Below are 12765 nucleotides of genomic sequence, written 5' to 3' on the forward strand. Positions count from 1 at the left end.
CCCGGCTTGATTTTTATCAATAAGTAAATATAGAGAAATGATTCAAAGTACGGATACAGAATCGGGAAAATCCACAGCCCGATTCCATCGATACGTTGACCTGCGATCAGGCCACATTCACCCGCCTATCAATACAACAAAAAATGTGGATTAATTACACCGATGATAAATTTTTTGCACAAAGTTTCACGAAAAAATTATTTATCGCTAACAGGCGCGCAGCTGGTGAGCAAGTCTTCAGCATGTCCAGGGTAACGGCTAGGATTAGTTTTTCGATACTCGCTACGTAATACGACCGCACGTTCTCCAAGGCTTCCATAATGCATGCTGGTCGCAAAAAAACTCTGCCTATCCGGGTGATGCGCTGCGCTAGGATAAGATTTTAAAAAATCTTGCATGAGATTATTGGGAATATCTGCGCCTGGCATGCGTTTGGCATAATAATTTTGCTGACTATTAATCTTGATTTTGATCCATTTTTTTTCATTTATTTTCCATTTTATATTTTCCAATTCCTGGGTGACAGATGGCTTGATGCAATTCATGTGGACATGTAACTGATTTTGACTACGATTGCAGGCAGAGTTAATCGCAATGCCGATCTGTTTTGGTTTGTTGCCAAACTGCGCCGCTGCAATATAACGCTGCCGCCACGCTTCTGAAAAATACGCTGGGTAACCAGGGCGCCACATTTCAGGTGATTCAATACCTGTAACGGTTAACGTCGGAATCAAAAGATAATGCGGTGGAATCTGATTCGATTTAAATACTACGAAATTCTTGTTTTCTGTTAAGCATTGCACGTGATCAGGCGTCTTTGTTTGGACACAATATTTTTTAACGACTTCCCATAGTTTGTTGCTATTAGCGCCTTCTGCCACGCAGAAATTTGCGGCTGAAGCTGCGGTATAAAATATGCTGAATGCACTCAAAACAATGATCTGATTTAACTTTTTTACTCTTCTTCCGGTCATTTTTATTCGATATGAAATGTCTATTTATGCAAACAATAGGCTTGTAGAGTGCCCATCTGCATGCGTGCTAATCCCTTAGCTTACCGCCAGCTATTAAGGTTAGGTCGGTTTGCCACACACCATTTTTTCAATAACCGGGTCTATGCGAACACCGCACCTTAATGGCATATATGCCGACTTCGCGCAACATCTATCAAAACAGAGAAAATGTGAAAACCTCATTTTTTCTCTTTGATAACCGTTCACATTTTCCTGACTTCAGATAAAAAATGGGACGAAGCCGGTCACCAAGTTTTGGTTTAAAACACAGATTTCAACTGTTCGTAAATCACGTTGAATTTTTTTCTGCGGGTTGCAAAACGGTTATGACGATCAAGATTCGGTGTATGAATGGCGATCTCTTTAGGGACTGTGCAGATTTCGCTCAGCGTAGCGGTGTCACCGCTGATCTGCGCGACACCAATCCGTGCCAATCGTGCGGCACCTAAGGCTGGCCCGACATCACCACCCTGACGCCGGGTGAGCGGCTTGTTGCTGATATCAGACAGCATCTGCACCCAAAATGCGCTACGCGAACCACCGCCAATAAGTGTGATATCGGTCGATACCAACCCTGTCGACTCCAGCGCATCAATACCATCAGCGAGGCCGAAACCGACGCCTTCCAAAGTTGAATAGGCCAAATCGGCAGGCTTGGTGCTAGCATTGAGTCCAAAAAAAACGCCTTGTGCAGCGGGATTGTTATGCGGTGTACGCTCGCCGTTCAGATAGGGCAGAAATAATGGCGTGCCGCTATTGCCAGTGCCATCACCGGTATTGTCTTCGCCACGTGCTTCAGCGGCCGCGAGTAGCGCTGGCACATCGGCGTAACCTGTCAGTTGTGCCGTGAAGTCGAGGCATGATGCCGCGGATAACATGACCGACATCAAGTGCCAGGTATTGGGTAGCGCGTGACAAAAGCTGTGGACTGCCCGCTCAGGATTGGCATGAAAACCGTCGCTCGCGGCAAAGTAGACGCCCGAAGTACCAAGAGAAAACATGGCCTGACCCGGCTTGATCACGCCAACACCAATTGCGCCGGCCGCGTTATCACCCGCACCGGCCACGATCGGCACTTGCTTCAAGCCCCAACGTTGCGCCAACTCTGGCTGCAACGTTCCGGTGATATCGGTTCCCTCATGGAGTTGGGGCATGTGCTTGCGGGTGAGTCCGGTCGCGACCAGCAATTCATCACTCCAGTCGCGCTGCCCGACATCAAGCCACATTGTACCGGCGGCATCCGACATATCGCTGGCGAAATCACCGGTAAGCTGGTAGCGAAGCCAGTCTTTGGGCAGTAATACCATTTCAATCTGGTCAAATAGTTCAGGCTCGTATTTTGCCAGCCACAACAATTTTGGCGCGGTAAAGCCGGGCATCATCAAATTGCCAGTGAGTGTGCGCGAGGTGGGAACGCGTCGTTCCAGTTCAGCGCATTCTTCAAAGGAGCGCCCGTCATTCCACAGAATTGCCGGACGCAACACGTCGCCTTTGGCATCGAGCACAGTCGCACCATGCATTTGACCGGTCAGACCAATCGCTTCAATAGAAGCGGGGCAAATACCTTCTTTGGCCGCCGCGACCAGCAATGCATCCACCGCTTGCTGGCAAGCATGCCACCAATCTGCTGGATTTTGTTCACGCCACAATGGTTGCGGTTGGGTAACCGTTAGCGGTATGGTGATGCTGCCGCGCAGATTATCCTGGCGATCAAGAAGAATCGCCTTTACGCCGGATGTACCTAGATCGATACCTATAAACATATGGTCACTTGTGGTTATTTGTTTTTACGGAGACTGACGGCAGATGCCCCAGCGGCGCTATACCGCTTAACATACCATTCGCCATGGTTTTGTCGACAGATATTACTGGGATACTGAAGGACCCACGCTGCGACAGTCGGCATTATTTAGGCTTGCTTAAGTCCGTTGCGGGGACGTTTTTGCGTCAATCCAAGAGGGTGTGGTCGAATATTAACAATGGCACGCCCATATAAAAAATTATTAAAATGAGCACATAATTATTGATCTTTTTTTTTGTACTCGCGCTTAAATATATTTAATCGGACGCGTTACACCATGCTGCGTACAATTTGAGTCTCGATCTGGATGAATGAAGGGGCTTAAAAGATAACACTTGACGGTTCCACTCGTTATTTTTGCGTTGACCGTGAGGAACTTGCCAGATGAATGACTGCAACTAATGACTATAACAATGCTCCCTTTTCCCATCACCAGCACCGAGACCGACAGCGGTGAAACGCTCTACACGCTTCAAAATTCCCGCGATATGCGCGTGGTCATCAGCAATCGCGGTGCAACAATGATCTCGTGGCACGCTCCTGACCGCTACGATCGTATCGCCGATGTCTTGCTCGGGTATCCAGATAGCCAAGGTTATCTTAATAACCCCACCTATTTTGGCGGCCTGATCGGGCGTTGGGCCAATCGTATTGCGGATGGCCACTTCACGCTTGACGGGGCGGATTTTCTGGTCGATCAGAATAACGGCACCAATCATCTGCATGGCGGCGATGCCGGTTTTCATCTGGCTATGTGGCAAGCTCATCCGGCAGAGGACGGCTTGCGATTCACGCTTACGTCGGCCGAAGGCGAAGCCGGTTTCCCCGGCAATCTTCAAGTGGAGGTGCGCTATCAGCTTGATGACAATGGCTGCCTGACCATTGATTATCAAGCGATCACGGACGCACCGACGCCGGTCAATCTGACTTCGCACGCCTACTTCAATCTGAATGGCGGTTGCAGCGGTATCGGCGATCACTTACTCGCAATTGATGCTGATCATTTTCTAAAAGTCGATGCAAAATTGATCCCCACAGAACGTGCCGAGGTCGCGAGCAGTGCATTCGACTTTCGGCAACCAGCGCCGATTGGTCCCCGTTTAACCTGGCCGGATGCCCAGCTCGGATTGGCGGGTGGATTCGATCATTGCTATTGTTTGCATTGGAACGCAGGCGTTGAACCTGGCACTTTACGTGACGTAGCGAATGTTTATGATCCCGGTTCCGGACGCGAATTAACCGTCGCGACGACCGAAACGGGGCTCCAGTTTTATAGCGGAAATTATCTCGCTGGTGTCAAAGGTCGTGGCGCGCTACCGTATGCGACGCATGACGGATTCTGCCTTGAGGCGCAAGCTTTCCCCAACCAAATAAATGGCCCTGACGCCGAGGCGGTGATATTGCGCCCTGGCCGCACTTATCGGCAAACTACTGTGTATCGTTTGAGCGTACGCGCATGAATGCGGCATTCGGTACGCTTATTGTTAAGCTAAATGGGCTCGTGGGGCTATTTAAAAGCCCTCAGTCGCTGCTAAGTCTCTGTGTTTATCCTCAGAGGCACATAACAAACAAAGTCCAAAAGGAGATCGATCCTTGCATTTAGGATCAATCTTCTGACTTTGCCCTTAATGTGCTATTTTTTGAGGTTCCATGGAAGAATTGAATCAAAGCTTGTTTCTGCTCATTAATGCGCCTGCACATCCCACTCCCGCGTTGCTCATATTTGCCAAAGTGTGTGCTGAACAACTGATTTGGCTGATCCCGATTGCGGTATTGGTGGGCTGGTTGTCAGGTGCAGAGAAAACGCGAAAAATCATGCTGCAAGCGACTGTATCGGGCATCATCGGCATGTTGCTCAGCCAATTAATTGGTTTAGTCTGGCAGCATCCAAGACCGTTTATGATCGGATTGGGCCATAACTTTGTCCCGCACGCCGCCGACTCATCTTTTCCAAGCGACCATTTGACCTTGTTATGGACGGTGGCATTCAGCTTTATTTGCCATCGTCGTGTCCGAGTGATTGGTCTGATGTTTGCTTTGATGGGGTTGCCAGTGGCATGGGCGCGAATTTATGTCGGCGTTCATTTTCCATTAGACATGCTAGGCGCAGCAGTGGTCGCGGTGGTGAGTGCCGGAATCGGATTATGGACGGCAAAATGGTATGTTGCGCAGACATTCCGTTATGCCACAGCAATACATCGCTGGCTCTTCGGGCCGCTCATTCGGCGTGGATGGTTGATAAAATAACCAAAGCAGAATAGTTATTATCGGACATAAAGCGTTGGTTTTTCGTTATATTAATGATGGGACTTTGGGCAAAACCGTCCCTGCAACGGACTTACCATCTCTGCGGACCACAACCGTATGCAAGCTAGAAAAGCACAACGCAGTAGGCGCGATTTGGCATAAGTCCTGACAATAAGGAATCATCATGCGAGTATTGCTGGTTGAAGACGACCGAATGATCGGTGAAGCTGTTCAAGTGGCTTTACGCGACGCCAGCTACGCCGTGGACTGGGCGCATGACGGCTCAGCCGCGCTGATCGCCACGCAAACGGCGTCCTACGACCTGATGTTGCTCGACCTGGGATTGCCGCGTGTGGATGGCCTGGAAGTGTTGCGCCAATTGCGCCAACAAGGCAATTTGTTGCCAGTGCTGATTGTCACCGCACGCGACGCGGTGGATGATCGGATACGCGGGCTTGATCTGGGTGCCGACGATTATGTCGTCAAGCCTTTTGAAATGGGTGAGCTTCTGGCGCGGATGCGCGCATTGATACGTCGGCAGGCGGGTAACGCCACCCCGACCATGACCAATGGCACACTGAGCCTGGACCCAAGTACGCGAGAGGTTACAGTTGAAGGCATCGTCACTCGCCTGTCGGCGCGAGAATTTTCGCTGATGCATGCATTGTTGCTGCGACCGGGCGCGATTTTATCGCGGCAAGAGCTGGAGAACCGGCTCTATGGATGGAATGAAGAAGTGGAAAGCAACGCCGTCGAATTTCTGATTCATTCGATTCGCAAAAAGTTGGGTGCCACATCGATCAAGAATGTCAGGGGGTTGGGATGGATGGTGTCAAAGCAAAACTGAACCGCTCGCTGCAATTTCGTCTGTCGCTATGGTTATCACTGACGATTTTAGTGATGGCCATACTGGCCGGCGTGTTTTCATTTATTTCAGCTTTTCGCGAAGCCAATGATTTGCAGGACGATCAATTGCGGCAAGTCGCTGCGTTAGTCGATAGTCGTGGTCTTCCCCTTGCGACACCAACGCCCGCTAGCGTCGGCCAAATGAAAGATGACGAATCACAGGTCATCGTACAAACCTTAGGTGATGCAAACTCGCATTATCCACTGGCATCAGGACATCTGGCGTTGCCGGACAATCTGGCAGATGGGCTACAAACGGCAACAGTTAATCGTGTGCCATGGCGCTTATTCGTGCGTAGCATAAACACGGGACAACGATTGGTGGTTGGTCAGCAAACCGCAGTGCGTGATGAAATTGCGCGCGATGGCGGCCTGAGAACGGTGATGCCACTGATAGTGCTCATTCCCTTGTTGATCGGTTTGATCAGTCTGATGATACGCGGCATGTTGCGACCAATCACCCGACTTTCCCACGAAGTTGACCAGCGTGACGATCAGGACATCCGCCCACTTGACGACCAGCACGTGCCGGATGAAATACGACCATTGATAGGGTCAATCAACCGCCTGCTGCGGCGCGTTGCAGAGGCGATGGACGCACAGCGTCGTTTTATCGCCGATGCCGCACATGAGTTGCGCTCACCGTTAACCGCATTATCGCTGCAAGCCGAAAATCTGGCTGCAACTAATCTCTCCCCGAAATCCCAGGAACGACTGATTCCGTTAAGGCAGGGATTACAACGTGCCAAGAACTTGCTAGAGCAATTGCTGACACTTGCGCGCTCACAAAATACGCGAGGTGCACAGGCCACGCAACTTTCGGTTACGGCCGTGCTCCGACACGTCATGGAAGAGTTACTGCCAATGGCAGAAGCGAAAAGAATCGACATCGGCGTGGCTACCCACACTGACCGTGACTCCGACCTTACCTTGGTTGCATCAGAAGTAGAGTTCGTTGCGCTACTCCGCAATTTGCTAGAAAACGCGATTCGCTATACTCCAATTGACGGGACCATAGATGTACGCGTACGCACTGCGGATGGCGCACTATGGATTGAAGTCGAAGATACCGGTCCGGGCATTGCTGAGCTGGAACGAGAGCGCGTTTTTGACCCGTTTTACCGCATTCTCGGTAATGACAGCGAAGGCTCTGGACTCGGACTCTCCATCGTCAAATCGATCGTCCTGCGCTTGCAGGGCACAGTCACATTGCAGAACGCACATCTAATCGCACCGTTTGGACTAAAAGTCACCATTCGACTACCAGTCTGAATCTGCTGCATTGCTCTTAACTTCGTAGTTGTTGAAATAACTATCAAACACTTCAGACCCTGATAGCGCTAGCCTGGGTCATCGATTTTCTACGCATTGCGTTAGACGACAAAATAAACCTATTTCTTCAAGTCACTCATAGCCGGTCATGTTAAGACGATGGCTTAACGTTACATATCCCCGTGCAGAATGCGGAAGGTAAAGGAATTTTATGTCAATTACAGAATACTCTTACCTAGAAAGAGATAGTTCCCATATTAATCCTTCCGTGTAATTTGTAAAATTCGGCTGCGTATTTGATGTGAGCCAGTGCAAATATTTCCTGCATAAGGTCTTGAGTAATACCAACTGAAATACGCCTTATTAATCAGGGGCTGTTGACCTATGTTTTGGGAAATTTCATTAAAACCAAAATGAACTACCAGCGTCACATGCCATTGTTGCAGCTCCTTGCCGGTGCAATACGACGCCGCTCCAATCTGCATCGACATGCAACGCCTGCCGCGTGGGAAAACACAAATAATATGTCAAGAGGCCTTATCGACAGGTTTAATTACAGAAGGTACTTTTACCTTCGCGACTTGATGCCAAATATTTAGCTATAAATGAAGAGAAAGAAAACAATGCAACAAACAAAGTGGTTAAAGAAAATGTCCTATACAGTGGCTGCGTTTGGGTTACTGACTATTGCACAAACGGCTGTTTCCAGCCCAGCTCTTTATGATGCAAGAGGTCAATCCAAGGCTGGTCAGAACACGGATGCAGAAAAAGTAACGCCAAACAGAAAACTAAAATCTAATCATACCAAGTCGACGCAGGACTACCTGGACGGGATGAAACTAGATTTCACTCAGGTTAAGTTGGCGGACGGTAGCATACGCGTAACCGCTAATGCCAACAATCCAAAAATGCCAATTCCACCGACGCAAATCGAATATTACTGGTCGGCACCCTCTAATTCAGTTGATCATTATCCTGCATCAGACTCAGAACAGGGCGAGTCCTCGACGCTTACATTTACAATGCCCCCAACACAGCTTGAACAATACGAATTTGGTATGACGGGCTACGAAAAGGCGAACCAAAGCGTCTACGCTATTATCAATACTGTCATTGTTCCCATCGAATCCACGCAAGCTTACGTGAACGGGCTAGAAACTAATATCACGCAAACGAAGTTAGCAAATGGCGCAATACAGGTTGTCGCCAAAACCACCAATCCAACTGTTCAAATATCGCCAAAACCGGTGGAATTCTATTGGCAGGGGCCGCCTGATTCAGTTGATCATCATCCCGCTACTGAGTCCGAGCGAAGCAAGTCTTCAACGGCTACGTTCACCATGCCAGCGACACAAACCGAAAAATACGATTTCCACATAGAGGCAGCTGAAAAAGGAAACGCTAAAGTTTTTGCCATTGTCAGTACTCCCATTGTCCCTATTGGGTCGACGCAAGCCTACCTGAACGGACTAAAGCTTAATGTTACACAATCAAAATTGCCGAATGGCGCAATAGAAGTCGTCGCAAAAGTCAGCAACCCTGATATACAAACCTCGCCAACGCCAGTAGAATATTTTTGGGAAGAACCATCGGGTTCAACTGATTATCGTCCTGAATCAGAAGCTGAACGGAGCGAATCTTCGACAGTAACATTTACGATGCCTGCTGCACAAACTGAAAAATACGATTTTAATGTAATCGGTACCGACAAGAAAAACTATAACGTTTACACCTACATTAATGCCCCAATTACGCCTCTTAGGTCGCATCAGTCGTTTCTAAACGTCTTTCAGGCGCGCGATGCGCGATCTACATTGAAAAGCAGCGACACAGGAGCATCGACTCAGTCGATTCAAGATTTCGTAGCTGGCTTAAAGCTTGATGTCACACAAGATAAATTAGCCAATGGCGAAACTAAAGTGGTTGTCAAAGCCATTAATCCTGATGTCCCAACTCCGCCAACACCATTGAGCTACTTCTGGCTAGGACCCAAAGGTGCAACCGAACATAATCCGATACGGGGCGAGAGGACTGAGTTGTCTACGTTTTCCTATATGATGCCGGCGGCACAAACTGAAACCTATCAGTTCATGATCTCAGCATATGACAAGAACACTGACAAATTCATCGATTTTGTAAAGACGAAAATTACACCAGCGGAGTCGACGCAAGCCTTTCTGAACGGATTGACGCTTGATACTACCCAAACCAAGTTAGAAAACGGTGCAACCCGAGTAGTAGTGAAGACTAACAACCTGCATACCCCTACATCGCCGACACCAGTCGACTATTTCTGGAGAGGGCCAAAGGGTTCTACCGATCATCACCCAGTCAGTGGTGAACGCACTGAGCTTTCAACATTTGAATTTACGATGCCTGCGGAACAAAATGAAAAATATAATTTCTATGTCACAGGGTATGAAGAGGGCAATAATAATGTAAGCGCTATGCATACGACTTCTATTGTTCCAATCGGGTCGACGCAAGCCTTTCTGAATGGCTTGACGCTTCATACCACACAAACCAAGTTAGAAAGTGGCGCAACCAGAGTCGTTGTTTATGCCAGCAATCCGCATGAGGCGACCCCTCCAATGCCAGTAGACTACTTCTGGAGGGCCCCAACGGGCTCAACAGAACATTATCCAGTCAGTGGAAAGCGCACTAAGCTTTCAACATTTGAATTTACGATGCCAGCGGAAAAAATTGAAAAATACAATTTTTATGTCACAGGATACGAAGAGGGGAATGATAAAGTTAGCGCTATGCATACAACTTCCATTGTCCCGGTCGGGTCGACGCAAGCCCCTTCAAAGAATTGATGATTGAACGCACGCAAACCATGTTAGAAAGTGACTCGACCAAAGCACTGCTAATAGTGCGGTAATAATTTAGTCAAAATCTTCTTTACAATCCTCGCTTTGCGCTCTCTATGATAGCAAAGCGAGGAACCTTAATTTGACAATTCTAAGATTGGTGTAGGACTGACCCTCGCAGTTTCCACATCCGTCACCCCCTTCAAGCCACGCAAGAATCGCTCAGCGCCTTGCCACCAACATTTCCTCTGCCGATGGCTTCTTTTTATTGAGTTAGACGGCACAAAAGGATAACGGCATCAGGTCACTTATCACTGCTCCGTTTATGCTTTTATAGAACGCCACACAAGACTGTTCGACATTAAGCAACTACAGAAATCTTACCGAAATTATAGAATTTTCTTGCTACGTTAGAGATTGCTCTCATATCTATCTTTCTGTGTAATTTGTAAAATTGGATTGCGTATTTAATGTGGTCAGAGAAATATTTTATGGATGCGGTATCTATTAGTGAAAACTGAAATAAGTCTGTTTAATCAGAGCCTGTTGACATACGATTTAAGAACTACGTTCAATACCTACACGCATCTAGGGCAAAGTGGTGCGTGGCACAGTTGCAACCGCTTCCTGCCTTCCTATCTTATCGCGACACCTTCGCACCCATAAAATCATATATCAACAAGCCTTATCAATAGGATTAATTATGGAGGCGTTTTTCACCTTCGTGAATTGCTACAAAAAATCTTACAATCAATCCAGAGAAAGAAAGAAAGAAATGAAACAAACAAAGTGGCTAAAGAAGATGTCCTATACTGTTGCCGCGTTCGGACTGCTGAGTGTTGCTCAAACCGCCGTTTCCGCCCCGGTTCTTTATGATAAGACAGGTAAAGTGAAGGCAAGTCAAAGCGCGGGTATAGCAGAAGTGGCACCAGACAATAAACTGAAGTCTCATGTCAGCACCGCCGAGTCGACGCAAACCTACCTTGACGGGATGAAGCTAGACTTAAGCCAGGTTAAATTAGCAGATGGTAGAATCCGCGTGACCGCTCATGCCAGCAATCCGAAAACGCCAATTCCGCCGAAGCAAATCGAATACTACTGGTCGGCTCCCTCTAATTCAGTTGATCATTATCCGGCATCAGAATCAGAACAAGGCGAGTCCTCGACGTTCACATTTACGATGCCCGCAACACAGATTGAAAAATACAAATTTGGTATGATGGGTTCCGAAAAGACAAACGATGGCGTCTACGCGATTATCAATACTTTCATTGTCCCCATTGAATCGACGCAAGCTTATCTGAACGGACTAGAACTTAATGTCACGCAAACCAAGTTAGCAAATGGCGCAATACAAGTAATCGCCAACGCCAGCAATCCGGATATGCAAACTTCACCAACACCAGTGGGATACTTCTGGAAGGCCCCATCGAATTCAACTGATCATCATCCTGAATCTGAATCAGAAGAAAACGAATCTTCGACGTTCACATTTACTATGCCCGTAGCACAGACTGAAAATTACAGACTTAATCTGCTAGGCTACGAAAAAGAGAACACCAAGAATGACACTTATCTTAATGCATCAATTACGCCTCTTAAGGCCCAGCAAGCGCTTCTGAACAGCTTGCAACCTCGCGATGCGCAAGCTACATTAAAAGGCAGTGTCACCGAGGCATCGATTCAGTCGATCGAAGATTACGTAGACGGGTTAGAGTTTGATGTCACGCAAGATAAATTAGCCAGTGGCGAGACGAAAGTGGTCGTCAAAGCCATTAATGCGGATATGCCAACCCAGCCAACATCGTTGAGCTACTTTTGGAGAGGCCCCAAAGGTGCGTCCAACCATGATCCGATAGCGGGCGAGACTACGTCGTCTACATTCACATTTACGATGCCGGCTGCACAAACTGAAACCTACCAGTTCATGATGACAGCATATGATGCAAACAATGAAGGTTACAGCGGCATTGTAAAGACACTGATCACCCCCGCAGAGTCAACGCAAGCCTTCCTCAACGGATTGACACTTGATACCACACAAACCAAGTTAGAAAGCGGAGCAACCCGAGTAATAGTCAAGGCTAACAATCCGCACATGCCTACATCGCCAACACCGGTTGAATATTTCTGGACAGGGTCAAGGGGTTCAACGGAGCATCAACCGGCCATTGGCCAGCTCACCCATTCTTCAACATTTGAATTCACGATGCCTGCGACACAAGATCAAAAATACACTTTTGTTGTCACAGGATACGAAGAGGGGCGTGATAAAGTTAGCGCTACTCATATCACTTCGATTATTCCAGTTGGGACGACGCAATCCTTCCTAAACGGATTGAAGCTTCATGCCACACAAACCAAGTTAGAAAGTGGTGCAACCCGAGTCGTTGTTCAGGCCAGCAATCCGCATGAAGCGGCTCCTCCAATGCCGGTAGAATATTTATGGAAAAAACCAAGTGGCTCAACGGAGCAGCATCCGGACCATCCGCTCACGGATTCTTCAACATTTGAATTTACAATGCCTGCCGGACAAACTGAAAAATACAGCACCAACGTGACAGGATATCAAAAGGATAAACATTCTGTTTCTTCTTTTTTCAAAATTTCTATCGAGCCGGTTTTAGAGGTTAACCCACTCTAAGTGGCACAGTAATAATTTAATCGACTCTTCTTAACAATCCTCGCTTTGCTCTCTTCATAAGAGCAAAGC

8 protein-coding genes are annotated in these 12765 nt (G+C 47.8%); 6 read left to right on the plus strand and 2 right to left on the minus strand.

Going from position 1 to position 12765, the window contains the following annotated elements; all coding sequences use genetic code 11:
* Nucleotides 1–197: 197 nt before the first annotated feature.
* Both RGU75_RS06405 and xylB read right to left on the minus strand, forming a co-directional pair.
* Nucleotides 198–974 (minus strand): CDP-diacylglycerol diphosphatase, encoded by a 777-nt coding sequence (locus tag RGU75_RS06405; protein WP_322234070.1) that lies wholly within the window; start codon nt 972–974, stop codon nt 198–200.
* Between the two features lie 299 nt (nt 975–1273).
* Nucleotides 1274–2776: a xylulokinase gene (xylB, locus tag RGU75_RS06410; protein WP_322234072.1), complete on the minus strand. Its 1503-nt coding sequence runs from the start codon at nt 2774–2776 to the stop codon at nt 1274–1276.
* 439 nt (nt 2777–3215) lie between these two features.
* Between xylB and RGU75_RS06415 the strand changes: the two genes are divergently transcribed.
* From RGU75_RS06415 to RGU75_RS06440, 6 genes are all read left to right on the plus strand, one after another.
* A complete protein-coding gene (locus RGU75_RS06415; RefSeq protein ID WP_322234075.1) occupies nt 3216–4274 on the plus strand; it encodes an aldose epimerase family protein in 1059 nt (352 codons plus the stop codon).
* A 190-nt stretch (nt 4275–4464) separates the two neighbouring features.
* Nucleotides 4465–5061 carry an undecaprenyl-diphosphatase gene (locus tag RGU75_RS06420; protein ID WP_322234077.1) on the plus strand — a complete coding sequence of 199 codons (597 nt, stop codon included), beginning with the start codon at nt 4465–4467 and terminating at the stop codon, nt 5059–5061.
* Nucleotides 5062–5245: 184 nt separating this feature from the next.
* Nucleotides 5246–5908 carry a response regulator transcription factor gene (locus RGU75_RS06425; RefSeq protein ID WP_322234079.1) on the plus strand — a complete coding sequence of 221 codons (663 nt, stop codon included), beginning with the start codon at nt 5246–5248 and terminating at the stop codon, nt 5906–5908.
* A complete protein-coding gene (locus RGU75_RS06430; RefSeq protein WP_322234082.1) occupies nt 5884–7239 on the plus strand; it encodes an ATP-binding protein in 1356 nt (451 codons plus the stop codon). Before RGU75_RS06425 ends, RGU75_RS06430 begins: the two co-directional genes overlap by 25 nt.
* A gap of 623 nt (nt 7240–7862) precedes the next feature.
* Nucleotides 7863–10058 carry a hypothetical protein gene (locus RGU75_RS06435; protein WP_322234085.1) on the plus strand — a complete coding sequence of 732 codons (2196 nt, stop codon included), beginning with the start codon at nt 7863–7865 and terminating at the stop codon, nt 10056–10058.
* 697 nt (nt 10059–10755) lie between these two features.
* On the plus strand, nt 10756–12696 hold the full coding sequence (locus RGU75_RS06440) for a hypothetical protein (RefSeq protein ID WP_322234088.1): 1941 nt from the start codon (nt 10756–10758) through the stop codon (nt 12694–12696).
* The last annotated feature ends 69 nt before the right edge of the window (nt 12697–12765 follow it).

It is taken from the genome of Glaciimonas sp. CA11.2 (assembly GCF_034314045.1).
Lineage (GTDB): Bacteria > Pseudomonadota > Gammaproteobacteria > Burkholderiales > Burkholderiaceae_D > Glaciimonas.